Source organism: Nitrospirillum guanabarense (assembly GCF_034653355.1).
In the GTDB taxonomy this organism is placed as follows: Bacteria; Pseudomonadota; Alphaproteobacteria; order Azospirillales; family Azospirillaceae; genus Nitrospirillum.
Genome location: NZ_JAYEER010000004.1, coordinates 2,429,942 through 2,452,366 on the forward strand (window position 1 = coordinate 2,429,942; position 22,425 = coordinate 2,452,366).

Consider the following 22,425-nt stretch of genomic DNA (forward strand, 5'->3'; position numbering starts at 1 on the left):
CCTTATTTTCATTCGCCTTGGCCCCATCTGCCTGGTTTCAAAGGGATGCCCCCGCATCAGGGCGCCAGTGTGCCCCAAGCGCCGTACCCGCGCCAACGCCGATGCGGGGGCCCCATGCGGGCGGGGCCGCTTGACGACGGGGCGCCCAAGGTCGATCTAAGCCCCTGTTCCATCATTCCACGCACCGCCAGGGAGAGGCCCCATGGGCATCGCCGTTCGCCAGCTCGCCCCGCGCAAGGTCCCCATCCGCACGCCGGATGGTCTGGTCCAGGCCGGCTTGGCCGAACCGTCGGCCCTGCCTGTGCTGGAACAGGTGGCGGCCAGCTTCGCCGTCTCCGTCACCGACCAGATGGCCGGCCTGATCGACCCCACCGACCCGAACGACCCCGTGGCCCGCCAGTTCATCCCGGCGGGGGAGGAGCTGGAAACCACCCCCGGCGAGCTGGCCGACCCCATCGGCGACGGGCCGCACAGCCCGGTGAAGGGCATCGTCCACCGCTATCGCGACCGCGTGCTGCTGAAGGCCGTCAACGTCTGCCCGGTCTACTGCCGCTTCTGCTTCCGGCGGGAGATGGTGGGCCCCGGCAGTGAGACCCTGGACGGGGCGGAGCTGGACGCCGCCCTCGCCTATATCGCCGAACACGAGGAGGTGTGGGAGGTCATCCTGACCGGGGGCGACCCGCTGATCCTGTCGCCCCGCCGCCTGGCCGACATCGTCACCCGCCTGGACGCCATCCCCCACGTCGGCATCGTCCGCTTCCACACCCGCGTGCCGGTGGTGGACCCGGATCGCGTGACGCCGGACCTGGTGGCCGCCCTGAAGGGCAAGCGCGTCGCCAGCTGGCTGATGCTGCACGCCAATCATTGGCGGGAATTGGACGACTCCGCGCGCGGCGCCATCGCCCGCCTGGTGGATGCCGGCATCCCGCTGCTGTCGCAGACCGTGCTGCTGAAGGGCGTGAACGACGATGCCGACACCCTGACCCGCACCTTCCGCGCCCTGGTCCAGGCGCGGGTGAAGCCGCATTACCTGCACCAGGGGGACCTGGCCAAGGGGACGGGCCATTTCCGCACGACGATCCAGCGCGGCCGCGCCCTGATGCGCGAGTTGCGCGGCGACGTCTCCGGCCTGTGCCAGCCCACCTATGTGCTGGACATCCCCGGCGGCCACGGCAAGGTGCCCCTGACCGCCGACTACCTGGCCCCCGACGGCGAAGGCGGCTGGACCGTCACCGACCCGCGGGGCGGCCGGCACGCCTATAGCGAAGAGGCGGAGTAATCCCGCCCAGGCCAAGGTAGCCCGGTGGGGATGTCCTCTTCCTTTTCCTCGGAAAAGTGGCCACGCGCCCGCATCAACTCCAAGGCCTCACGCGCCACCGGGGCGACGCGACCCGGCCAGCCGGTGGCGATCAACGCCTCGGCGGAAATATGCCGGTCCGTAGCGTCGTTGGCCGCCTGCATCATCCGGCAAACCTCGCGCAAGGCCGCAGCCTCTTCCTCGGTCATAGCGGGAAACCAGGTGGGATCGCCCTCATAAGGGAACCAATCGAAGAAGCCCTCGAAATAGTCGACGATGCCGAAGGCCAGGACATTCGCGTCTCCATCGGCCAGCGACAGCAACTGTTCCATGATGCGGTTGCGCGCCCTTTGGTCCACCAAGCGAGGGGATGCCTCTATGTCGCCTGGTCGTTCATCATAAAAAGTGCTGCCCTTGTTGGGCGCCTTGAACAGCTCCCCCAAGCCGATCCGCCAGGCTTCCTCTATCGTCAGGGTAGGGGCCGCGCTTCGCCAAAGACCAGCGGATGCACCAGTCGTGAATTCTTTTGTCACTCCGACCAGGATCCTGTTCGCCGCCGCCTGCTGCGTTCGCGCGTAAGCATGACGCGTGGTGTAAAAGCCCCGCGGCCGGCCCTTATCCACGCCATGGACGATAAAGCGGTAAAACGGCACGGCGTAACCCCTCACGCCCCTTCCGGCGGCTGCGGCTGGCGGCGTTCCGGCAGCACCATGCGCACCGCCGTGCCGAAGCGGCGCACGGCGTGGAAGGCGCGGGAATGGAAGTGGCGGCGGACCAGCACCACGATCACCAGGGTGGTGCTGGCCATGAAGGCCAAGGGGTGGACGAACCAGCCCAGGGCCGCGAAGCCGAAGTAATAGGCCCGCACCCCGGCGTTGAAGCTCTGCACCGCCAGGGACAGCAGGGCCGCCGCCGCGTCCGCCGCCTCTTCCACGTCCACACTGGGCGGATGGTTGGTGGCGTCAGGCATGGCGCCGATCAGGGCGCAGGTATAGTTGTACTGCCGCACCGCCCAGGTGAACTGGAAGAAGGCGTAGACCAGCACGCCCAGCAGCAGGAACAGCTTCACCTCGATCAGGGCGCCGGATGCAGTGCTGGCCACGTGCATCTTGTCCACCAGGGCCGCCAGCCGGTCGGCGTTCACCAGGGCGCTGAGGTCGCCGGCGATCAGCAGCACGGTGGTGGAGGCGAAGAAGGACACGCTCTGGATCAGATGGCCCAGCAGCTGGCCGTCCAGCAGGCGGGTGTCGCGCGCCTGCATGTTGCGCATCCACACCTCGCGAACCGTGCGCATGTGCAGGTTCAGGCTGGCCGGCGCCCCCGGCAGGCGGAAGATGACATTATAGCCGCCCCACAACACGAAGAAGGTGGTGAGGGCCAGAAGGTCCAGTGGCGCCAGGTCGAAGGGCATGGGCGGGGCTGCGATCGGAGAGGGATGGAAGGCCCCGCATCATGCCTTGAGCCCGCCCGCCAGGCGAGCGGAAGCTTGAGGCCTTCGCGCCGTCAGGCCGCGGGCGGCGCGTCGGCCTGGCGGTCGGGTGCAGCGTCGGCGAAGGCCGGCAGGGCCAGGCAGGCCTGGTCGATGGCCGCCAGGGTGGGACAGGCCGACAGGTCGGCGTTGAAGCGCCGGGCGTTGAACATTTGCGGCACCAGGGTCAGGTCCGCCAGGCCGGGTATGTCGCCGAAGCAGAAGCGCCCGGCGTGGGGGCTCACCATCGCCTCCACCGCCGCCAGACCGGTTTCCATCCAGTGGCGCATCCAGTGGCCCACCCGTTCCTCATCCACGCCCATCTCACCCTTCAGGTACTTCTGGACCCGCAGGTTGTTGATGGGGTGGATGTCGCAGGCGATGGCCAGGGCCACGGCGCGCGCCTGGGCCCGGACGATGGGGTTGGCCGGCAGCAGGGCGGGGGTGGGGTGAACTTCGTCCAGGTATTCCACGATGGCCAGCGACTGGGTCAGCAGGTGATGGCCGGTCGCGTCGTCCACCGCCAGGGTGGGCAGCTGGCCCTGCGGGTTCAGGGCCAGATAGTCCGGCTTCAACTGTTCCCCGCCGTCGCGCAGCAGATGCACCGGCACCTGCTCGGCCGTCAGACCCTTCAGGTTCAGGGCGATGCGCACGCGGTAGGCGGCGGAGGAACGGAAGTAGGTATAGAGGGCGAGCGAGGCCATGGGACAGGCGGGTCCTGGAAAGGGGATGGTCAGAGGACGGGGGTCGGGACGGGCTCGGGCGCCACCGGGTGGGCCTGGTATTCCGCCACCGTCTGCTCGATCGCGCCGAAGATGCTGGCGCCGGCGGCGTCCCGCATCTCGATACGCACGCTGTCGCCGAAGCGCAGGAAGGGCGTCTTGGGCTGGCCCTGCAACAAGGTTTCCACCGTGCGCACCTCGGCCAGGCAGGAATAGCCCACGCCACCTTCCGCGATGGGCTTGCCCGGGCCGCCGTCCGGCCCCCGGTTGGACACGGTGCCGGAACCGATGATGGTCCCGGCGACCAGCGGCCGGGTGTGGGCCGCGTGGGCGATCAGTTGGCCGAAGTCGAAGGTCATGTCGACCCCGGCGTTGGGCCGGCCGAAGGGCTGGCCGTTGATGAAGGACAGCAGGTCCAGGTGCAGCTTGCCGTCGCGCCAGGCGTCGCCCAGGGCGTCCGGCGTCACCGCCACGGGGGCGAAGGCGCTGGACGGTTTGGACTGGAAGAAGCCGAAGCCCTTGCCCAATTCCGCCGGGATCAGGCCGCGCAGGGACACGTCGTTGACCAGCATGACCAGGCGGATCAGGCCGCGCGCCTCATCCGCCGACACGCCCATGGGCACATCGCCGGTGACCACCGCCACCTCCCCCTCCAGATCGATACCCCAGGTTTCATTGGCCATGAGGATGGGGTCACGAGGCCCGAGGAAGCTGTCGGACCCGCCCTGGTACATCAGCGGGTCGGTCCAGAAGCTGGGCGGCATGTCGGCGCCGCGCGCCTTGCGCACCAGCTCCACATGGTTGACGTAGGCCGAGCCGTCCGCCCACTGATACGCGCGGGGCAGTGGGGCCATGCAGGCGGCTTCATCGAAGGCCTCGAACGGGGCCACGCCCTCATCCAGTTCGGCCGCCACCTCGGCCAGGCGCGGCGCCACCTGCGCCCAGTCGTCCAGCGCCCGCTGCAGCGTGGGGGCGATGCCAGGCACGGCGCGGAAGCGCGCCAGGTCGGCCGACACGACGACCAGGATGCCGTCGCGGCCCACCTTGGCCTGCAAGGCGGCGTCCAGCGTGCGGTCCAGCGATTTCAGGGTAGCCAGCTTCATGGGGGGCCTTTCCTATCGATCCTTTCGCCCTTACGGGGTCGGCAGGAAAAGGGGCGCCCTCAAGGCGGCCGGCCATCCCAGGGGACGGCGGCGCCTTGAGACCACGAAAAACGGGGCTGTTTCCTCCCAACCCGTCTTCCACCCCCGGGGCGATGCCCGTTAAGGACAACCCCAATGACAGGATGGACAGCGGCCGGTTTTATCGTTTCAAATGAAACGTTATAAGTACAGTAGGCCGCGCGGATTTCCCTGTCAAGCCGCCCCGCCACCGCCACCAACCTGTCACAGGGTCAGCCCCCCATGCCCCCCGATCTGCAGCTGAACCGCTTCCTCCCCTACCGGCTGAACATCCTGTCGAAGAAGGTCAGCCTGGCGCTGGCCACGCGGTACCAGGAACGCTTCGGCCTCAGCATTCCGGAGTGGCGGGTGTTCGCCACCCTGGGCCAGGAACAGCCGCTGTCATCCAACGACATCGTGGAGCGCACGGCCATGGACAAGGCCAAGGTCAGCCGGGCGGTGAACCGCCTGGTGGCCGCCGGCCTGCTGGACCGCCAGCCCCACCCCCGCGACCAGCGCCTGCTGCGCCTGTCGTTCAGTCACAAGGGCCGCGACCTTTACGCGCAGGTGGCGCCAGAGGCCCTGGCCTGGGAAGGCCAGTTGCTGTCGGTCCTGACGGACACCGAGCGCGCCCAACTCTGGGCGCTGATGGAAAAGCTGGAACGGCGGGTGGCGGAGGAAATCCCGGAATCGGTGCCGCTGTCGGACTCGTTGGATTAATTCCTCAAGCGCCGGCAGGCCCATCCGGGCCTTTGGCTCATCCTCAGTTTCCAGTCCGCTGCGCTCCCCGGAAATCTCGGCGGCCACAGTCGCGGCCTACAGCGGCACGAGGCCAGGCTTCATGCCGCTGCTTGGCGCATCACCCGAACGGTGGCTTCAGTTGAAGCCACCGTCGCGCTTCACTCACACACTGACCGACCCGGCGAAGGGCAGGTCGCGGATGCGCTTGCCGGTCAGGGCGGCGATGGCGTTGGCCACCGCCGGCCCCAAGGGCGGCACGCCCGGTTCGCCAACGCCGGTGGGCGGGTTGGCGCTGGGGACGATGTGCACCTCCACCTTGGGCATCTCATCGATGCGCAGGCAGCGGTAGGTGTCGAAGTTGGACTGGTCGACCACGCCGTCCTTCATGGTGATGGCGCCGTACATGATGGCGCCCAGGCCATAGCCGATGCCGCCCTCCATCTGGGCCTTGACCACGTCCGGGGTGACGGCGATGCCGCAATCGACGGCGCAGACCACGCGCTCCACCTTGATGCGGCCCTTGTCGTCCTGCGACACCTCGGCCACGTGGGCGACCACGGAGCGGAAGCTTTCCGCCACCGCCACGCCCCGCGCCCAGCCCTTGGGCAGGGGCTTGGTCCACTCGGCCTTTTCCACCGCCAGGTTCAGCACCGCCAGGTGGCGCGGATGCTTCTCCATCAGCTTGCGCCGGAAGGCCACGGTGTCCTGCTTGGCCTCCGCCGCCAGTTCGTCCAGGAAGGTTTCCACGGCGAAGGCGGTGTGGGTGGACCCCACCGACCGCCACCACAGCACCGGCACGGGCGAGGTGGTGGTGTGCAGGTCAACCAGGCGGTTGGGGATGGTGTAGGGGATTTCCGCCGCCCCCTCGACCGAGGTGGCGTCGGGCTTGCCCGGCTGGTCGAACGGACTGCCGGCCATGATGCTCTGCCCGACGATGCGGTGCTGCCAGGCCAGCACGCTGCCGTCGGCGCCCAGCTTGGCCTCCATGCCGTGGACATACAGGGGACGGTAGCGGCCGCCGCGGATGTCATCCTCCCGCGACCAGATCAGCTTCACCGGCCGCCCGGCCAGCTTGCCGCCTTGCACCTTGGTGTCCGACAGCGCCTTGGCGATGGCCACGCCCTCGACGATGTAGTCGGACTCGACGTTGGCGCGACGGCCAAAGCTGCCGCCGGCGTAGACGGTGTGGATGGTCACTTGCTCCGGCTTCAGGCCGGCCGTCTTGGCGGCGTTCATCTGGTCGATGGTCTGGAACTGGTCGCCCGCCCAGATGTCGCACCCGTCCTTGCCCAGCTTGACCACGCAGGTCAGCGGCTCCATGGGCGCGTGGGCCAGGTAGGGGAAGGTGAATTCCGCCTTCAGGGTCTTGGCGCCCTTCACCGCGTCGACATCGCCTTCCTTGGTCACCAGCTGACCAGGCTTGGGCAGCAGGGCCTTGTAGTCGGCGATGATGGCGTCGGTGCCGCGCTTCTCGGCGTTGGTTTCGTCCCAGGTGACCTTCAGCGCCTCACGTCCCTGGTGCGCCGCCCAGTAGGAGGTGGCCAGCACGGCCACGCCGCGCGGGATCTCCACCACCTCGACCACGCCCTTCACCGCTTTCGCCGCCTTGGCGTCGATGGCCTGGGCCTTGGCGCCGAAACGCGTCGGGCGCTGCACCACCGCCACCAGCATGTTGGGCTGGACGACGTCGATGGCGAAGGTGGCCTTGCCCGTCGTCTTCTCCGCGCTGTCCTTGCGCGGCAGCTTGGTGCCCACCAGGGTGAAGTTCTTCGGATCCTTCAGGGGCACGTCGGCGGGCACGGGCAGGGTGGCCGCCTTGGCCGCCAGCTCACCGAAGCCGGCCTTGTGGGTCCCCGAGGAAACCACGCCCTTGGACACGGTGATGTCCGACGCCGGGACGCCCCAGGTCTGGGCGGCGGCGGCCACCAGCAGCGCCTTGGCCGTGGCGCCGGCCTGGCGCAGCTGGGTCCAGGAATTGTAGGTGGAGGTGGAACCGCCAGTGCCCTGGATGGGGCCGAAAGCGGTGTTGTTGTACAGCTTGGCGTTGGCGGGGGCGTGTTCCGCCCGCATCTGCGCCCAGTCGGCGTCCATCTCCTCCGCCACGATGGCGGTCAGGCCGGTGAAGACGCCCTGCCCCATCTCCAGGTGCTTGATCAGCACGGTGACGGTGCCGTCCGGCGCCACTTTTACGAAAGCATTGGGGACGAAGGCGTTGGTCGCAGCGGCGGCCTGGGCCCGGCGGCTGGTGCCGGTCCAGGTGAAGCCCACCATCAGGCCCACGCCGGCGCCGCCGGTGACCTGCAGGAAACGGCGGCGGGAGGTGCCTTCGGGGCTTTGGGTCATGTGTCCATCGGGCATGATCAGATCTCCAGCGCCTTGGCCGCCTCATGGATGGCGGCGCGGATGCGGACATAGGTGGAGCAGCGGCAGAGGTTGCCGCTCATGGCGCTGTCGATGTCCTGGTCGGTTGGTTTGGCATTATCGGTCAGCAAGGCGACGGCCGACATGATCTGGCCCGACTGGCAGTAGCCGCACTGGACCACGTCCAGCTTGACCCAGGCGTCCTGCACGGCCTTGGCCACCTTGCCCTCGATGCCCTCGATGGTGGTCACCTTGGATCCGGCGATGGAGCCGATGGGGGTGGAGCAGGCGCGCACGGGCTGGCCGTCGACATGCATGGTGCAGGCGCCGCACTGGGCGGCGCCGCAGCCGAACTTGGACCCCGTCTTGCCCGCGATCTCGCGCACCGCCCAGAGGAGCGGCATGTCGGGATCGGCGTCAACCGACCAGGGCTTTCCGTTGAGGGTGAGTTTGATGGGCGGCATGGAGTTCAATCCTGGGGGTTGGTCGTGCGGGGCATCCCCATATTCCGGGTCGCCGTGCCGGGCGGCACGGGGCGCGTTCCTGGACCCATCCGGTGCGGGCGGATGGGGATAGGACTAGGACAGGCGTTGCGGAATACGGACGCGGAACGGCGGGTAACCCCATGCCCGCCGGAAATGCTGCATGTACCACGATCGTGTAGAATTGGCCAACTTGGCCAAATGGTGGACTTGCGGAATCGTCATTTTCTTCCCACATAGTGGCCCATCGCGGTACACGCCCGGCCCCTTTATTTGTCGGCGTCCGTTATTTCCATTTAAATATAGCGTTTGTTCGGGCACGGCGAACAGCGGCCCCTCATTGTTGAGGCCTGGCGGAATCCATCCCAGGGCACTAGGCGCCCGCGCGGGCCTTTTGTATCTTGCGGCTGGCCCGTGACGAAACCTTGGACGCCAAACGGTTAGCGGCCAAGGCGACTCGCGCGGGAACGGGACTTCAGGACGATATGGGGCGGGCCATGGCGGACAGGATGCGGCGGCGCGGCTGGATGCGCCCGGCGAAGGCGGTGGCGCTGGGCTTGGCCCTGGCCGCCAGCGCCCTTATGGGGCCAGGGGGGGCGGCCCCCCCTGGCCCCGCCAAAAGCGGCGGCACGCTGGAACTGGTTCGCCAACGCGGCACCCTGCGCTGCGGCGTCAACACCGGCCTGCCCGGCTTCGGCGCCCCGGACACGCAGGGCGAATGGACCGGCCTGGACGTGGACGTCTGCCGCGCCGTGGCGGCCGCGGTGCTGGACGACGCCCGCAAGGTGCAGTTCATCCCGCTCAGCGGCCGCCAGCGCTTCAGCAGCCTGCTGTCGGGAGACATCGACCTGCTGTCGCGCAACACCACCTGGACGCTGAGCCGCGACGTGCAAGGCATGGATTTCGCGCCGCCCATCTATTACGACGGCCAGGCCTTCATGGTGCGGCGATCCTTCCGGGCGCGTAGCGTGCGCGAACTGAACGGCGCCACCATCTGCGTGCAGCAGGGCACGACCACCGAGATGAACCTGGCGGACTATTTCCAGTCCACGGGCATGGGCTACAAGCCTCTGGCGCTGGAGGATTTGGGGGAACTGGTGGCGGCCTTCTTCGCCGGCCGCTGTGACGCCTACACCACCGACGCCTCGGCCCTGGCCGCCACCCGCGCGGCCCAGACGGTCAGCGCCGACGATTATCTGATCCTGCCCGAGCTGATCTCGAAGGAACCGCTGGCGCCGGCGGTGCGCAAGGGTGACGAGCAATGGTTCGACATCGTGAGATGGACCGTCTTCGCCCTGATCGAGGCGGAGGAGCGGGGCGTCACCAAGGCCAATGTGCGTGACAACCTGGCCTCCGCCGCCCCGGGGGTGCAGCGCCTGCTGGGCGTGGGCACGGGGGCCGGGCTGGGCCGGTCGCTGGGCCTGGATGACGACTGGGCCGTGCGCATCGTTTCCCAGGTGGGCAATTACGGCGAGGTGTTCGAACGCAACGTCGGCCGCAATTCCGTGCTGCGCCTGGAGCGAGGGCTGAACGCCCTGTGGAACCAGGGCGGACTGATGTACGCCATGCCCATACGGTGATCGAAAAACACAACAATTCCGGTAGGGATGGGCCTTGCCGGCAAAGGCCGCCGTTGTGTCGGGACCGGTTTCAAGGCAAGTAGACAGCAACAGAAAATTTGACCGCGCCAAAATCGTCCCGTGGAAGCCGGGGCCGCCGGCGCCGGCCATTGGGGGATAGGTTTCAATGCAGCAAAAGCGCTTCACGCTGTTCGTCCTGGGCGCGATGGTCGCCGGCATCGCGGTCGGCGCCGTGGGGCACAACCTGCCCGCGGCCGACGGGGCCTCGCTGGCCGGTACCCTGTCCATCCTGACGGACATCTTCCTGCGCCTGATCAAGATGATCATCGCGCCCCTGGTGTTCTCCACCCTGGTGGTGGGCATCGCGCATATGGAGGACGTGGCCGCCATCGGCCGCGTGGGCGTGAAGACGCTGGGCTGGTTCCTGCTGGCCGGCATCGTCTCGCTGGTCCTGGGCCTGGTCATGGTGCAGATCCTGGAACCCGGCGTGGGCATGGCCCTGCCCGATCCCACCTCCGGGGGTAAGGCGCCGGACGCCGCCGTCTTCACCCTGAAGAACTTCATCGAGCACACGGTGCCACGCTCGGTGATCGAGGCCATGGCCAACAACGAGATCCTGCAGATCGTCGTCTTCTCCATCTTCGCCGGCATCGCCATCGCCTCGGTGAAGGAGAAGGTGCCGGTGGTGGTGCACCTGGTGGAACAGATCGCCACCGTCATGCTGAAGGTGACCAGCTATGTCATGATGTTCGCGCCCATCGCCATCTTCGCGGCCCTGGCGGCCACGGTGACGACGCAGGGGCTGCAGGTGCTGGGCAGCTACGTGAAGTTCGTGGGCGGCTTCTACCTGGCCATGGCGCTGCTGTGGGTGGTGCTGCTGCTTGCCGCCGTGCCCTTCATCGGCGGCCGGGTGCGGGAGCTGGTCAGCGCCATCCGCCAGCCCGTGCTGCTGGCCTTTTCCACCGCCAGCTCCGAAGCCGCCTACCCGCGCACGCTGGAGCGCATGCAGGCCTTCGGCGCCGCCCGCAAGATCGTCAGCTTCGTCCTGCCGCTGGGATATTCATTCAATCTCGACGGGTCGATGATCTACTGCACCTTCGCCACCATGTTCATCGCCCAGGCCTACGGCATCCACATCAGCATCGGCCAGCAGGTGGAGATGCTGGGCCTGCTGCTGCTGACCAGCAAGGGCATCGCCGGCGTGCCGCGCGCCTCGCTGGTGGTCATCGCCGCGGCCCTGCCCTTCTTCCACATCCCGTCGGAAGGCATGGTGCTGGTGCTGGCCGTGGACCATCTGCTGGACATGGGCCGCAGCGCCACCAACGTGGTGGGCGTGTCCGTCGCCGCCGCCGTGATCGCCAAGTGGGAGGGCCTGCTGGGCCCCGGCCATCTGGCCGATGGGGAAGAGGACATCTGATCCCGGTCACCCGACGGTTGCCCGGAACGTCACCAGGGGCGACGGAAGGACGCGCACTCCACCAACGGCGGGCCCCCGGGTCCGCCGTTTCCCTTTGGGGGTGCCAGCGCCATTGGCATAAGCGCCTGGTGACCCTGCCCTTTCACCTTGGACTGCGACAGGGCGCCCTACCCCCATCGGCGCGCGACGATCCTGGGGCCTTGGCGTCGTGCAACCCACTGTACGGCAAGGGTATGCCGGATGGCCGCTGACATTGGCGGCCATAAACCCGACATGCCCCTGTCATAGCCGTCTGCCATGCTCATATATGCCCCATGGCGACGGATGGCCGAGATTTCCTCCCCGGTATGAGGGAAGGGAATCTGGAACCCCGAAGCCTGGAAACCGGCTTGGACAAAGCCCAAGAAGGGAGGGTGAGACACGATGATGGTGCACCACGAACCCCGCCTGAACGACCTGCTGGAGGACCCGGTGGTCCGCCTGGTGATGGAACGCGATGGCGTTTATCGCGACGATGTCCTGAAACTGATGGCCAGCGTGGCCCGCAAGGCCACCAAGCCCGCCGTGAAGGCGGCCCCGCCCAAGGCCCCCGCAGCGGAACCTGCCCTGGCCGGCCACGCGTGAGGCCGGCCCCATTGCTTGGTCCGTATTGTACACACGCCTTTTCGTCTTCAGCGTTTCGCTTGATCGATGATGAGCGCCGCCCCCGGAACCAGACGCCGGGGTGCGGCCCGCAGGCACGGGCGCGGCTGATGGCGCCCTGCCGCCGCCGCCGATCCCAAATCCGCAAATAAAAAGGGCGACCGCAAGGCCGCCCGGCGAACAACCAGACCTGTTTCAGGCGCGTTATTGTTCGACCGGGGCTCCCGACAGCTGGGCCGGTACCTTGGCAGGGGCGGCGTTGCTTTCACTCGAGGACGACCAGGCCGCGAGCAGGATCATGCCCACGGCGGTCAACGCCAGCAGCAGCCAGCGGCCGGCACTTTTGTCCCCCGCGGTCTTGTCGATTGTCCGGACCCGTGGCAGTGGCAGGTCCGCCACCGTTTCTGTCGCATCGCCGTTCATCTTGCCCCCGGATGTCTTGTTCCTGGGTTGATCCTGTACGGGAACAATAAAGTTACCCGCAGGGGCCACGAAACCCCTCTTAAGGTATAAATAGTCTATCTTTTCATTAAAGAGAGTCTCTGTGTCATAGATCACACACCAGGCGCCAAGAGGAATTTAAGTCAAATCGTCTGTTAATGGATTAAAAGCACCAAGACACCGTTGTCTCATCCAAGGGCCACGGGCCCAAGATCGACCGTGAGGCGATTCCGTGCCGGCGCTCCGCCACCGCCGATAAGGCACAAAAAAAAGCGGAACCCGACGGCCCCGCCCTTTCTCCGCACGCTGGCGCCAACGCTTACAGGATGAACTTGCTGAGGTCGGCGTTCTTGGCCAGATCCGACACCTTTTCCCGCACATAGGCCGCGTCGATGGCGACGCTGCTGCCGGCCTGGTCGGCGGCGGTGAAGCTGATCTCCTCCAGCAGGCGTTCCAGCACGGTGTGCAGGCGGCGGGCGCCGATGTTCTCCACCGTGCTGTTGATCTGCACCGCCAGGCGCGCCAGCTCGTCGATGGCGTCGTCGGTGAAGCTGAGGGTCACGTCCTCGGTCCTCAGCAGGGCCACGTACTGCTTGATCAGGCTGGCTTCCGGTTCCGTCAGGATGCGGCGGAAGTCTTCCTCGGTCAGGGGCTTCAATTCCACGCGGATGGGTAGGCGGCCCTGCAGCTCCGGCAGCAGGTCGGACGGCTTGGCCACATGGAAGGCGCCGGACGCGATGAACAGGATGTGATCGGTCTTCACCGCGCCATGCTTGGTGTTGACCGTCGTGCCCTCGATCAGGGGCAGCAGGTCGCGCTGCACACCCTCGCGGCTGACGTCGCCGCCGCCCCGGTTTTCGGAACGGGCGGTGATCTTGTCGATCTCATCCAGGAAGACGATGCCGTTCTGCTCCACGGCGTGGATGGCCTCGGCCACCACCGTCTCGTTGTCCAGCAGCTTGTCGGACTCCTCAGCCATCAGCACGGTGTGGCTTTCGGACACGGTCATGCGGCGGGCCTTGGTGCGGCCGGCGAAGGCTTTGCCGAAGATGTCGCCCAGGTTGATCATGCTCATGCTGCCGCCGGGCATGCCGGGGATGTCGAAGGCCGGGGCGGACGCGGCGTTGTCCTGCACCTGGATTTCGATCTCCTTGTCGTTCAGCTGGCCCTCGCGCAGCATCTTGCGGAACTTCTGCCGCGTCTCGGATGACGCCCCCTCGCCCACCAGGGCGTCCAGCACGCGTTCCTCGGCGCGCAGCTCGGCCTTGGCCGCCACCTCCTTGCGCAGGCGCTGGCGCGTCAGGGTGATGGCGATTTCCACCAGGTCGCGCACGATCTGTTCCACGTCGCGACCGACATAGCCCACTTCCGTGAACTTGGTCGCCTCCACCTTCAGGAAGGGGGCCTGGGCCAGCTTGGCCAGGCGGCGGGCGATCTCGGTCTTGCCCACGCCGGTGGGTCCGATCATGAGGATGTTCTTGGGCAGAACCTCCTCCTTCAGGCCGTCGGGCAGCTGCTGGCGGCGCCAGCGGTTGCGCAACGCGATGGCCACGGCGCGCTTGGCGTCCTTCTGGCCGACGATGTAGCGGTCCAGTTCCGAGACGATTTCGCGGGGGGAGAACGAGGTCATCGCCGGGCTCACAGCTTTTCCAGGGTGATGTTGCGGTTGGTGTAGACACAGATGTCGGCGGCGATGCCCAGCGCCTTGCGGGCGATGGCCTCCGCGTCCATGTCCGGCAGGTCGATCAGGGCCCGCGCGGCCGCCAGGGCGTAGGCGCCGCCGGAGCCGATGCCGATGATGCCGTCCTCCGGCTCCAGCACGTCGCCGTTGCCGGTCAGGATCAGGCTGGCGGTCTTGTCGGCCACGGCCATCATGGCCTCCAGCCGGCGCAGGTAGCGGTCCGTGCGCCAGTCCTTGGCCAGTTCCACTGCGGCGCGGGTCAGCTGGCCGGGATACTGTTCCAGCTTGGCCTCCAGCCGTTCGAACAGGGTCATGGCGTCCGCCGTGGCGCCGGCGAAGCCGGCCATGACGGACCCGCCGGCCAGGGGGCGCACCTTGCGGGCGTTGGACTTCATCACCGTGTTGCCCACCGACACCTGGCCGTCGCCGGCCACCACCACCTGCCCGTTCTTGCGGATGGAAAGGATGGTGGTGCCGTGCCACTGGATGGGGTCGTGGGTCTTGCCGTAATCGGACATGGCCTTGAGGCTTCCGTTGGAATGGGTGGCGGATGAGGCCCACGGTATGTGGGATGGCGATGATGCGGGTCAAGCCATGCGCCAAAGTCGGTGCTCCGCCCCTTTCACGGTAACAGCCTTGCTGCTAAGTAGTGTTTATGGACAGGAACGAACCAGCAGGCGCCCGCAGCAGCACTGTGGAGCGCAAGACCAAGGAAACGCAGATCAGCGTGACCGTGGATCTCGACGGCACCGGCCGGTACGACGTGTCGACCGGCATCGGCTTTCTTGACCACATGCTGGAGCAGCTGTCGCGCCATTCGCTCATCGACCTGACGGTGCGCGCGGTGGGCGACCTGCATATCGATTTCCACCATACGACCGAGGATACCGGCATCGCCATCGGCGAGGCCGTGGCCAAGGCCCTGGGCGACCGGCGCGGCATCAACCGCTATGGCCACGCCTACATCCCCATGGATGAGACGCTGACCCGCGCGGCCATCGACCTGTCCAACCGGCCCTACCTGATCTGGAAGGTCCATTTCACCCGTGACAAGCTGGGTGAGATGGACACGGAACTGTTCAAGGAATGGTTCCAGGCCTTCGCCTTCGCCGCCGGTGCCACCCTGCACATGGAAAACCTGTACGGGGAGAACAACCACCACATCGTGGAGAGTTGTTACAAGGCCCTGGCCCGGGCCCTGCGCGCCGCCATCGAGATCGACCCGCGCAAGGCCGACGCCGTGCCCTCCACCAAGGGCGTGCTGGGCGGTTCGCTCTGATCCTTCCTTTCCGTTACAGGGTTCGCCTCATATGACCGCGACCTCTTCCGCCTCCGTGGCGCTCATCGACTACGGTTCCGGCAACCTGCGATCCGCCGCCAAGGCCGTGGAGCGCGCGGCGCAGGACGCGGGGTACCATGGGCTGACCGTCACCGTCACGGCCGACCCCGACGCCATCGCCCGGGCCGACCGCATCATCCTGCCGGGGGTGGGCGCCTTCGCCGACTGCATGGGCGGCCTGTTGGCCGTGGACGGCCTCAAGGCCGCGCTGGAAGAGGCGGTGATCCGCCGGGGCCAACCTTTCCTGGGCATCTGCGTCGGCATGCAGCTGATGGCGCGCGAGGGTCGCGAACACGGTGTGCACCCAGGCCTGGGCTGGATCGATGCGGTTGTGGAACGACTGACGCCGGCCGACCCCGCGCTGAAGATCCCGCACATGGGTTGGAACGAGCTGGTGCTGGACCAGGCGGACCACCCGCTGCTGGCCGGCATCGCGGCCGGGTCCCACGTCTATTTCGTCCATTCCTATGGCCTGAAGGTGGGCGACCCCGCCCTGCTGAAGGCCCATGCCGACTACGCCGGGCCCATCCCCGCCCTGGTGGGCCGCGACAATCTGGCCGGCACCCAGTTCCATCCGGAGAAAAGCCAGGCCACGGGCCTGAAGCTGATCGCCAATTTCCTGGCCTGGACGCCCTGATCCCGGCGCCCCGGCCATAAAGCGCGGCCATCCGCCGTTCCCCCGGGCGCCGTTCACGCCCATTGCCCGAGTTCGAGGTTGCCCATGACCGGTGCCCATCAGCCGGCCGCCCCCGACGCCCAGATCACCGTGGAGGTGGTGGAACGCATCCGCCCCGGCGACATGGACGACCTGTGCGACGCCGCCGACCTGGCCATCCGCGACGGCGGCGGCTTCGGCTGGGTGACGCCCCCCGCGCGCGAGGCCATGGAGCGCTATTGGAAAGGCGTGATGGTCGTGCCGGAGCGCACCCTGGTGGTGGGCCGGCTGGACGGGGTCATCGCCGGATCCGCCCAGCTGGTGCGCCCCACCCGCAACAATGAGGCGCAGAGCTTCGCCTGCACCCTGACCACCAGCTTCGTCGCCCCGTGGGGGCGCGGCCACGGCCTGGCCCGGGCGTTGACCCTGAGGGTGGAGGAGGAGGCGCGCAAGGCCGGTTTCCGTATCCTGAACCTGGATGTGCGCGCCACCCAGGGTGCCGCCATCGCGCTGTACCGCGCCCTGGGTTACATCGAATGGGGCCGCCATCCCCACTATGCGCGGGTGGACGGGCGGGACGTGCCCGGCCTGTTCTTCTACAAGGATTTGACTGAACCCAGCCGGCAGGAAGACCGGCCCCAAGACATCAAGCGGGACTAGGGCGAACCATGATCATTTATCCGGCCATCGACCTTAAGGACGGCGCCTGCGTGCGCCTGGTGCGCGGCGACATGGACCAGGCGACGGTGTTCAACACCGACCCGGCCGACCAGGCGGCGCGGTTCGCGGCCCAGGGCTTCGAATGGCTGCATCTGGTCGACCTGAACGGCGCCTTCGCCGGCCGGCCGGTCAACGGCGACGCCGTGGCCGCCATCCTGAACCGGGTGAAGCTGCCGGTGCAACTGGGCGGCGGCATCCGCGACATCGCCACCATCGAGGACTGGCTGAAGCGCGGGGTGGAGCGGGTGATCCTGGGCACCATCGCCGTGCGCGATCCCGACCTGGTGAAACAGGCCTGCCGCCTGTTCCCCGGCCGCGTGGCCGTGGGCATCGACGCCCGCGACGGCCGCGTGGCGGTGGAAGGCTGGGCCGAGGCCTCGGACGTCACCGCCCTGGACCTGGCGCTGAAGTTCGAGGACGCGGGCGTGGCCGCCATCATCTACACCGACATCGACCGCGACGGCGCCCTGGGCGGCGTGAACGTGGAGGCGACGGCCGACCTGGCCTCGCACCTGACCACGCCGGTCATCGCCTCGGGCGGGGTGTCCAGCATCGCCGACCTGGCCGCCCTGAAGCGACAGGAGGACACGGGCATCACCGGCGTCATCTGCGGCCGCGCCCTGTATGACGGGCGCATCGACCCCGTGGCGGCGCTGGGCCTGCTGAACCGCCCCAAGGGAGAGGTCTGATGCTGAAGCGCCGCATCATCCCCTGCCTGGACGTGAAGGACGGGCGCGTGGTCAAGGGCGTCAACTTCGTCGATCTGGTGGACGCCGGCGATCCCGTGGAGCAGGCGCGCCTGTACGACGCCGCCGGCGCGGACGAGCTGACCTTCCTGGACATCACCGCCAGCCATGAAGGCCGGGACACCATCTTCGACGTCGTGCGCCGCACGGCGGAGCAGGTGTTCATGCCCCTGACGGTGGGCGGTGGCGTGCGCACGGTGGAGGACATCCGCAAGCTGCTGCTGGCCGGCGCCGACAAGGTGTCGATCAACAGCGCCGCCGTCAGCCGGCCCGAATTCGTGCGCGAGGCGGCGCGGAAGTTCGGCGCCCAATGCGTGGTGGTGGGCATCGACGCCAAGCGCGATGCCGGCGGGCGTTGGGGGGTCTACACGCATGGCGGCCGCAAGGAGACGGGGCTGGACGCGGTGGAATGGGCGCGCCGCATGGCGGAATATGGCGCCGGGGAAATCCTGCTGACCTCCATGGACCGCGACGGCACCAAGAGCGGGTTCGACCTGGACCTGACCCGCGCCGTGGCCGACGCCGTGCCCGTGCCGGTCATCGCCTCGGGCGGTGTCGGCACCCTGGACCATCTGGTGGACGGCGTGACCCGGGGCCATGCCTCGGCCGTGCTGGCCGCCAGCATCTTCCATTTCGGCACCTATTCCATCGCCCAGGCCAAGGCCCACATGGCCGCCGCCGGCATTCCCATGCGCGGGGTGTGACCCCATGGCGGCCAAGACCAAGGGCGATCCGCTTAAGGACCTCTACGCCACCATCCTGGCGCGCAAGGGCGCCGACCCCGAAACCTCGCACACCGCCCGGCTGTTGAGCCGGGGCACCGCCAAGATCGCCCAGAAGGTGGGCGAGGAGGCGGTGGAGGCGGTGATCGAGGCCATGCGGGGCGACCGCGACAAGCTGGCCTCGGAATCGGCCGACCTGCTCTATCATCTGCTGGTGCTGTGGGCCGATGCCGGCCTGACGCCGGACGACATCTATGCCGTGCTGGCCGCCCGCCAGGGCATCAGCGGCATCGAGGAAAAGAAGAACCGCAAGGGCTGACGCGCCTCGTGGTAGTTTCAGGCCGGCGACCGCCGGCCCCGGAGTGAGCACCGAAGGGCGGAGCGAGGACAAGCCAAGGCCACGGACGTGGCCGCCCGGCGCCTGAGGGAGACTTAAAATATGTCCTATGACACGAACAACATCTTCGCCCGCATCCTGCGCGGCGAGATCCCGTGCAAAAAGGCTTATGAGGACGACCACGTCCTGGCTTTCCACGACATCCACCCGCAGGCGCCCACCCACATCCTGGTGGTGCCCAAGGGCGCCTATGTCAGCGCCGCTGATTTCGGCGCCCAGGCCAGCGACGCCGAGATCGCCGCCTTCACCCGGGCCGTGAGCCGCATCGCCGCCGAGGCGGGGGTGGAGGGCTCAGGCTACCGCCTGATCTCCAACCACGGCCCCGACAGCCACCAGGAAGTGCCGCACTACCATGTGCACATCCTGGGCGGCCGCCCGCTGGGGCGGCTGGTGACGCCGTTGTAGGCTGTCCCCCGTCGACGAAAGGGAAGGCCGCCGGACGTGGTTTCGGCGGCCTTTTTCTTATTCCGCCTTACGGAGGGTGGTATGTGCCACGCCAATAAGATGCATTTGACAAGCATCAATATCGCTGGCAGAAATAGATTCATTCGAAATGAATGATTATCCGCGTGATGGTTGCCCCGCCGGCCCACCAGTCGGCCGCATGGACCAACCCATCCCTTCCCCAGGAGCACGACATGCCAAAGCCGCTTAGCCCGGAAACCATCGCCGTGGTCAAGGCCACGGCGCCGCTGCTGGCCGAACACGGCCCCACCATCACCAAGGCCATGTACCGCCGCCTGTTCCAGGACGACCACATCCGCGCCCTGTTCAATCACGCCAACCAGGGCGAGAACGGGGCGCAGGTGCATGCCCTGGCCGGCGCTATCCTGGCTTATGCCCGCAACATCGAAAACCTGGGCGCCCTGATCCCGGTGGTCGAGCGCGTCGCCCACAAGCACATCGGCTACCACATCCTGCCGGAGCATTATCCCTATGTGGCGACCGCCCTGCTGGGCGCCATCAAGGAGGTGCTGGGCGATGCCGCGACCGATACGGTGCTGAACGCCTGGGGGAGGCCTACTGGTTCCTGGCGGAGGTGCTGAAGGCGCGCGAGGCCGTGCTGCGCGACGGGATCGAGGCGCTGGACGGTGGCTGGACCGGCTGGCGCAAGTTCACCGTGGCCGACAAGGTGCGCGAAAGCGGGGTCATCACCTCCTTCATCCTGCGGCCGGCGGATGGCGGCGCCGTGCCGCGGCACAAGCCGGGGCAATACCTGACCTTCCGCTTTCCCCTGGCCGACGGCACCGAAGTGAAGCGCAACTATTCCATCTCCTGCGCGCCGCAGGCCGGGCAGTACCGCATCTCCGTGAAGCGCGAGGCCAACGGCAACGGCGGCTCGCGCCATCTGCACGACCATGTCCAGGTGGGCGATGTCATCGAGGCCACGCCACCGGCCGGCGACTTCTTCCTGGATGAGGCGCCGACGCGGCCGGTCATCCTGCTGTCGGGCGGCGTGGGCCTGACCCCCATGGTGAGCATGGTGGAGGAGATCGCCGCCCGGCACCCCGGCCTGGAGACGCATTACATCCACGGCGCGCTGAACGGCACCACCCACGCCATGGACGCGCACGTCCGGGATCTCGCCGCCCGGCATGCCAACATCAGGGTCGCCACCTTCTACAGCGACCCACACCCGCAAGACCGGCTGGGCGTCACCCATGATGGGGAAGGCTTCATCAACATCGACTGGCTGCGGGAGAACACACCCCTGCACCAGGCTGACGTCTACCTGTGCGGACCCAAGCCCTTCCTGCGCACCTATCTCAGCGGCCTGGCGCTCGCCGGCGTCCCCGCCGACCATGTGCATTACGAGTTCTTTGGCCCAGCCGATGACCTGATCGCCGCGTGAAGTCGACGCCTCAAAGAAAAGGCCGCCGGGATCGCCCCCTGGCGGCCTTTATGTCTCGAAGATCCGGCGCTCAGCGCTCGTCCGCCTTGATCCACTTAGGTACGGCCGGGGGCTCATAGGCGCGCAGCTTGTCCAGAAGGTCCTCGGCCGTGGTGGCCGCCACCAGCATGTCACGGTGGTTCTGCTTCATGAAGCCAGAGGCCACCACGCCGTCCAGGAATCCGGTCAGGCCGTCGTAAAAGCCGGCGACGTTATAGATGCCGCAGGGCTTCTGGTGGTGGCCCAGCTGGGCCCAGGTCCACACCTCGAACAGTTCCTCGAAGGTGCCGATGCCGCCGGGCAGGGCGATGAAGCCATCCGACAGCTCCGCCATCAGGGCCTTGCGCTCGTGCATGGAGGCGACGACGCGCAGGTCGGTCAGACCGGCGTGGGCGATTTCCTTCTTCTTCAAGGATTCCGGGATGACGCCGATGACATGGCCTCCCGCCTCCAGCACGGCGTCGGCCACGGCCCCCATGAGGCCGACGGAGGCGCCGCCGTAGACCAGCCCGATATCGGCGGCGGCCAGCAACCGGCCCAGGCCGCGCGCGGCCTCAAGGTACCGCGGATCGAAACCGGGGCTGGAGCCGCAGAACACGCACAGACGCTTCATGATCTTCCCCAAAAGGAAACGCCGGCGCGTCACCCCCAAAGACCTTGGCAGGAGGCGGCGCGCTGGCGCGATTCAACAACCCTTATTCCTTCAGGTCGGCCCACAGCTCCTTCACCTTGGCGAAGAAGCCTTCCGATTCGGGGTGGGTGCCACCCTTCTCTTCCCCGGCCTTCTCGAACTCGCGCAGCAGCTCCTGCTGGCGCTTGGTCAGGTTGACGGGGGTTTCCACCAGGGCCGTCACATACATGTCGCCGCGCTGGGTGCTGCGCAGGACGCTCATGCCCTTGCCCTTCAGGCGGAACTGGTGGCCGCTCTGGGTGCCCGGCGGGATGGAGACGCGGGCGCGGCTGCCGTCGATGGTCGGCACCTCGACCGTGCCGCCCAGGGCCGCCGTGGTCATGGGAATGGGCACCCGACACTGGATGTTGGCGCCGTCGCGGATGAACAGCGCGTGCGGGGTGATGGCCAGGAAGATGTACAGGTCGCCCGGGGGCGCCCCGCGGGCCCCGGCCTCGCCCTCGCCCGACAGGCGGATGCGGGTGCCGTCCTCGACACCGGCCGGGATGTTGACCTGCAGGGTCTTTTCCCTGCGCACGCGGCCATGGCCGCCACAGTTGCGGCAAGGGTCCTTGATGACGCGGCCGGCGCCGGCGCAGGCCGGGCAGGTGCGTTCGATGGTGAAGAAGCCCTGCTGCGCCCGCACCTTGCCCGCCCCGTTACAGGTGGGGCAGGTGACGGGCTGCGTGCCCGACTCGGCGCCGCTGCCGTTGCAGACCTCGCACGCGACCGAGGTCGGCACGCGCACGGTGGTGGAACTGCCCTTGAAGGCATCTTCCAGCGATATTTCCAGATTGTAGCGCAGGTCGCTGCCACGGCCCGGGCCTTGCCCACCGCCCCGGCGGCCGCCCATGAAGTCGCCGAACATCTCTTCAAAGATGTCGGCGAAGCCGCTGCCGAAATCGAAGCCGCCGGCGCCGGCCCGGCCGCCACCGTTCTCGAAGGCGGCATGGCCGAAGCGGTCGTAGGCCGCCCGCTTCTGCTCGTCCTTCAAGATCTCGTAGGCTTCGCTGACTTCCTTGAATTTCTGCTCGGCCGCCTTGTCGCCCTGATTGCGGTCAGGGTGATACTGCATGGCCAGCTTGCGGTACGCTTTTTTCAGGTCGTCGGCCGAGGCGGTCTTCGCCACGCCCAGAAGTTCGTAATAATCCTGCTTCGCCATGTTTGGCCCTAAGCCCTTTCAGGGAATTGCCAGAAACCCGGGTGACGCTGATTTCCCCAAGGAACCGGGGCCTGATGGCCCAGCCCCCTGATGGGGCTCAGGCCCGCCCCCGGATTCCACCGGCGGACGGG

The 22,425-nt window shown here is 67.7% G+C and carries 25 protein-coding genes; 14 read left to right on the forward strand and 11 right to left on the reverse strand.

What is annotated here, in order from left to right; all coding sequences use genetic code 11:
* Nucleotides 1-202 precede the first annotated feature (202 nt).
* The gene (locus UAA55_RS29390) at nt 203-1,279 is read left to right on the forward strand and encodes a lysine-2,3-aminomutase-like protein (protein ID WP_322957295.1); all 1,077 of its coding nucleotides are present in this window, start codon (nt 203-205) and stop codon (nt 1,277-1,279) included.
* Here UAA55_RS29390 and UAA55_RS29395 read toward each other — a convergent pair.
* The 4 genes from UAA55_RS29395 to UAA55_RS29410 all read right to left on the reverse strand — a co-directional run bounded on the left by UAA55_RS29395 (nt 1,258) and on the right by UAA55_RS29410 (nt 4,590).
* Nucleotides 1,258-1,950 (reverse strand): hypothetical protein, encoded by a 693-nt coding sequence (locus UAA55_RS29395; RefSeq protein WP_322957296.1) that lies wholly within the window; start codon nt 1,948-1,950, stop codon nt 1,258-1,260. The two genes, UAA55_RS29390 and UAA55_RS29395, sit on opposite strands and share 22 nt — an antisense overlap.
* A gap of 11 nt (nt 1,951-1,961) precedes the next feature.
* A complete protein-coding gene (locus tag UAA55_RS29400) occupies nt 1,962-2,708 on the reverse strand; it encodes a DUF599 domain-containing protein (protein WP_322957297.1) in 747 nt (248 codons plus the stop codon).
* A gap of 92 nt (nt 2,709-2,800) precedes the next feature.
* Complete coding sequence (gene maiA / locus UAA55_RS29405) at nt 2,801-3,469, reverse strand: maleylacetoacetate isomerase (protein WP_322957298.1); 669 nt, start codon at nt 3,467-3,469, stop codon at nt 2,801-2,803.
* Nucleotides 3,470-3,498: 29 nt separating this feature from the next.
* Nucleotides 3,499-4,590: a fumarylacetoacetate hydrolase family protein gene (locus UAA55_RS29410; protein ID WP_322957301.1), complete on the reverse strand. Its 1,092-nt coding sequence runs from the start codon at nt 4,588-4,590 to the stop codon at nt 3,499-3,501.
* Nucleotides 4,591-4,890: 300 nt separating this feature from the next.
* On the opposite strand from UAA55_RS29410, the gene UAA55_RS29415 reads away from it, so the two are divergent.
* A complete protein-coding gene (locus UAA55_RS29415; protein WP_322957303.1) occupies nt 4,891-5,367 on the forward strand; it encodes a MarR family winged helix-turn-helix transcriptional regulator in 477 nt (158 codons plus the stop codon).
* Nucleotides 5,368-5,550: 183 nt separating this feature from the next.
* On the opposite strand, the gene UAA55_RS29420 is transcribed toward UAA55_RS29415, so the two are convergent.
* Complete coding sequence (locus UAA55_RS29420; protein WP_322957304.1) at nt 5,551-7,746, reverse strand: xanthine dehydrogenase family protein molybdopterin-binding subunit; 2,196 nt, start codon at nt 7,744-7,746, stop codon at nt 5,551-5,553.
* Nucleotides 7,747-7,748: 2 nt separating this feature from the next.
* Nucleotides 7,749-8,213 (reverse strand): (2Fe-2S)-binding protein, encoded by a 465-nt coding sequence (locus UAA55_RS29425; RefSeq protein ID WP_040849287.1) that lies wholly within the window; start codon nt 8,211-8,213, stop codon nt 7,749-7,751.
* 515 nt (nt 8,214-8,728) lie between these two features.
* Here UAA55_RS29425 and UAA55_RS29430 point away from each other — a divergent pair.
* From UAA55_RS29430 to UAA55_RS29440, 3 genes are all read left to right on the forward strand, one after another.
* The gene (locus UAA55_RS29430) at nt 8,729-9,811 is read left to right on the forward strand and encodes an amino acid ABC transporter substrate-binding protein (protein ID WP_322957305.1); all 1,083 of its coding nucleotides are present in this window, start codon (nt 8,729-8,731) and stop codon (nt 9,809-9,811) included.
* A gap of 166 nt (nt 9,812-9,977) precedes the next feature.
* Nucleotides 9,978-11,228, forward strand: a complete 1,251-nt coding sequence (locus UAA55_RS29435; protein WP_322957306.1) for a dicarboxylate/amino acid:cation symporter — start codon at nt 9,978-9,980, stop codon at nt 11,226-11,228.
* 423 nt (nt 11,229-11,651) lie between these two features.
* The gene (locus UAA55_RS29440; protein WP_322957307.1) at nt 11,652-11,852 is read left to right on the forward strand and encodes a hypothetical protein; all 201 of its coding nucleotides are present in this window, start codon (nt 11,652-11,654) and stop codon (nt 11,850-11,852) included.
* Nucleotides 11,853-12,074: 222 nt separating this feature from the next.
* On the opposite strand, the gene UAA55_RS29445 is transcribed toward UAA55_RS29440, so the two are convergent.
* From UAA55_RS29445 to hslV, 3 genes are all read right to left on the reverse strand, one after another.
* Complete coding sequence (locus UAA55_RS29445; protein ID WP_322957309.1) at nt 12,075-12,293, reverse strand: hypothetical protein; 219 nt, start codon at nt 12,291-12,293, stop codon at nt 12,075-12,077.
* Between the two features lie 337 nt (nt 12,294-12,630).
* Nucleotides 12,631-13,941 carry an ATP-dependent protease ATPase subunit HslU gene (gene hslU / locus UAA55_RS29450; protein WP_322957310.1) on the reverse strand — a complete coding sequence of 437 codons (1,311 nt, stop codon included), beginning with the start codon at nt 13,939-13,941 and terminating at the stop codon, nt 12,631-12,633.
* A gap of 8 nt (nt 13,942-13,949) precedes the next feature.
* On the reverse strand, nt 13,950-14,510 hold the full coding sequence (gene hslV / locus UAA55_RS29455) for an ATP-dependent protease subunit HslV (RefSeq protein ID WP_322957312.1): 561 nt from the start codon (nt 14,508-14,510) through the stop codon (nt 13,950-13,952).
* Nucleotides 14,511-14,647: 137 nt separating this feature from the next.
* On the opposite strand from hslV, the gene hisB reads away from it, so the two are divergent.
* From hisB to UAA55_RS29500, 9 genes are all read left to right on the forward strand, one after another.
* On the forward strand, nt 14,648-15,271 hold the full coding sequence (gene hisB, locus UAA55_RS29460; protein ID WP_040849280.1) for an imidazoleglycerol-phosphate dehydratase HisB: 624 nt from the start codon (nt 14,648-14,650) through the stop codon (nt 15,269-15,271).
* A gap of 31 nt (nt 15,272-15,302) precedes the next feature.
* The gene (hisH, locus tag UAA55_RS29465) at nt 15,303-15,968 is read left to right on the forward strand and encodes an imidazole glycerol phosphate synthase subunit HisH (protein WP_322957313.1); all 666 of its coding nucleotides are present in this window, start codon (nt 15,303-15,305) and stop codon (nt 15,966-15,968) included.
* 84 nt (nt 15,969-16,052) lie between these two features.
* The gene (locus UAA55_RS29470; protein ID WP_322957315.1) at nt 16,053-16,646 is read left to right on the forward strand and encodes a GNAT family N-acetyltransferase; all 594 of its coding nucleotides are present in this window, start codon (nt 16,053-16,055) and stop codon (nt 16,644-16,646) included.
* An 8-nt stretch (nt 16,647-16,654) separates the two neighbouring features.
* Nucleotides 16,655-17,395 carry a 1-(5-phosphoribosyl)-5-[(5-phosphoribosylamino)methylideneamino]imidazole-4-carboxamide isomerase gene (hisA, locus tag UAA55_RS29475; protein WP_322957317.1) on the forward strand — a complete coding sequence of 247 codons (741 nt, stop codon included), beginning with the start codon at nt 16,655-16,657 and terminating at the stop codon, nt 17,393-17,395.
* Entirely contained in the window at nt 17,395-18,156 is a 762-nt protein-coding gene (hisF, locus tag UAA55_RS29480; RefSeq protein ID WP_322957319.1) for an imidazole glycerol phosphate synthase subunit HisF, read from the forward strand. The genes hisA and hisF overlap by 1 nt, the downstream gene beginning before the upstream one ends.
* Before the next feature lie 4 nt (nt 18,157-18,160).
* Nucleotides 18,161-18,493, forward strand: a complete 333-nt coding sequence (locus UAA55_RS29485; protein WP_322957320.1) for a phosphoribosyl-ATP diphosphatase — start codon at nt 18,161-18,163, stop codon at nt 18,491-18,493.
* Between the two features lie 120 nt (nt 18,494-18,613).
* Complete coding sequence (locus tag UAA55_RS29490; RefSeq protein ID WP_322957321.1) at nt 18,614-18,976, forward strand: histidine triad nucleotide-binding protein; 363 nt, start codon at nt 18,614-18,616, stop codon at nt 18,974-18,976.
* A 233-nt stretch (nt 18,977-19,209) separates the two neighbouring features.
* Nucleotides 19,210-19,617, forward strand: coding sequence for a globin domain-containing protein (locus UAA55_RS29495; RefSeq protein WP_322957322.1), 408 nt, complete (start codon nt 19,210-19,212; stop codon nt 19,615-19,617).
* Nucleotides 19,611-20,423, forward strand: coding sequence for an FAD-binding oxidoreductase (locus UAA55_RS29500; protein ID WP_322957324.1), 813 nt, complete (start codon nt 19,611-19,613; stop codon nt 20,421-20,423). Before UAA55_RS29495 ends, UAA55_RS29500 begins: the two co-directional genes overlap by 7 nt.
* A gap of 70 nt (nt 20,424-20,493) precedes the next feature.
* On the opposite strand, the gene UAA55_RS29505 is transcribed toward UAA55_RS29500, so the two are convergent.
* Nucleotides 20,494-21,075, reverse strand: coding sequence for an LOG family protein (locus tag UAA55_RS29505; protein WP_322957325.1), 582 nt, complete (start codon nt 21,073-21,075; stop codon nt 20,494-20,496).
* Nucleotides 21,076-21,157: 82 nt separating this feature from the next.
* Nucleotides 21,158-22,294: a molecular chaperone DnaJ gene (dnaJ, locus tag UAA55_RS29510; protein WP_322957326.1), complete on the reverse strand. Its 1,137-nt coding sequence runs from the start codon at nt 22,292-22,294 to the stop codon at nt 21,158-21,160.
* Nucleotides 22,295-22,425 lie beyond the last annotated feature (131 nt).

Coding starts and splice junctions, on each gene's coding strand:
- UAA55_RS29390 (WP_322957295.1), top strand. CDS start 203: ATGGGCATCGCCGTTCGCCAGCTCGCCCCGCGCAAGGTCCCCATCCGC.
- UAA55_RS29400 (WP_322957297.1), bottom strand. CDS start 2,708: ATGCCCTTCGACCTGGCGCCACTGGACCTTCTGGCCCTCACCACCTTC.
- maiA (WP_322957298.1), bottom strand. CDS start 3,469: ATGGCCTCGCTCGCCCTCTATACCTACTTCCGTTCCTCCGCCGCCTAC.
- UAA55_RS29410 (WP_322957301.1), bottom strand. CDS start 4,590: ATGAAGCTGGCTACCCTGAAATCGCTGGACCGCACGCTGGACGCCGCC.
- UAA55_RS29415 (WP_322957303.1), top strand. CDS start 4,891: ATGCCCCCCGATCTGCAGCTGAACCGCTTCCTCCCCTACCGGCTGAAC.
- UAA55_RS29420 (WP_322957304.1), bottom strand. CDS start 7,746: ATGCCCGATGGACACATGACCCAAAGCCCCGAAGGCACCTCCCGCCGC.
- UAA55_RS29425 (WP_040849287.1), bottom strand. CDS start 8,213: ATGCCGCCCATCAAACTCACCCTCAACGGAAAGCCCTGGTCGGTTGAC.
- UAA55_RS29430 (WP_322957305.1), top strand. CDS start 8,729: ATGGCGGACAGGATGCGGCGGCGCGGCTGGATGCGCCCGGCGAAGGCG.
- UAA55_RS29435 (WP_322957306.1), top strand. CDS start 9,978: ATGCAGCAAAAGCGCTTCACGCTGTTCGTCCTGGGCGCGATGGTCGCC.
- UAA55_RS29440 (WP_322957307.1), top strand. CDS start 11,652: ATGATGGTGCACCACGAACCCCGCCTGAACGACCTGCTGGAGGACCCG.
- UAA55_RS29445 (WP_322957309.1), bottom strand. CDS start 12,293: ATGAACGGCGATGCGACAGAAACGGTGGCGGACCTGCCACTGCCACGG.
- hslU (WP_322957310.1), bottom strand. CDS start 13,941: ATGACCTCGTTCTCCCCCCGCGAAATCGTCTCGGAACTGGACCGCTAC.
- hslV (WP_322957312.1), bottom strand. CDS start 14,510: ATGTCCGATTACGGCAAGACCCACGACCCCATCCAGTGGCACGGCACC.
- hisB (WP_040849280.1), top strand. CDS start 14,648: ATGGACAGGAACGAACCAGCAGGCGCCCGCAGCAGCACTGTGGAGCGC.
- hisH (WP_322957313.1), top strand. CDS start 15,303: ATGACCGCGACCTCTTCCGCCTCCGTGGCGCTCATCGACTACGGTTCC.
- UAA55_RS29470 (WP_322957315.1), top strand. CDS start 16,053: ATGACCGGTGCCCATCAGCCGGCCGCCCCCGACGCCCAGATCACCGTG.
- hisA (WP_322957317.1), top strand. CDS start 16,655: ATGATCATTTATCCGGCCATCGACCTTAAGGACGGCGCCTGCGTGCGC.
- hisF (WP_322957319.1), top strand. CDS start 17,395: ATGCTGAAGCGCCGCATCATCCCCTGCCTGGACGTGAAGGACGGGCGC.
- UAA55_RS29485 (WP_322957320.1), top strand. CDS start 18,161: ATGGCGGCCAAGACCAAGGGCGATCCGCTTAAGGACCTCTACGCCACC.
- UAA55_RS29490 (WP_322957321.1), top strand. CDS start 18,614: ATGTCCTATGACACGAACAACATCTTCGCCCGCATCCTGCGCGGCGAG.
- UAA55_RS29495 (WP_322957322.1), top strand. CDS start 19,210: ATGCCAAAGCCGCTTAGCCCGGAAACCATCGCCGTGGTCAAGGCCACG.
- UAA55_RS29505 (WP_322957325.1), bottom strand. CDS start 21,075: ATGAAGCGTCTGTGCGTGTTCTGCGGCTCCAGCCCCGGTTTCGATCCG.
- dnaJ (WP_322957326.1), bottom strand. CDS start 22,294: ATGGCGAAGCAGGATTATTACGAACTTCTGGGCGTGGCGAAGACCGCC.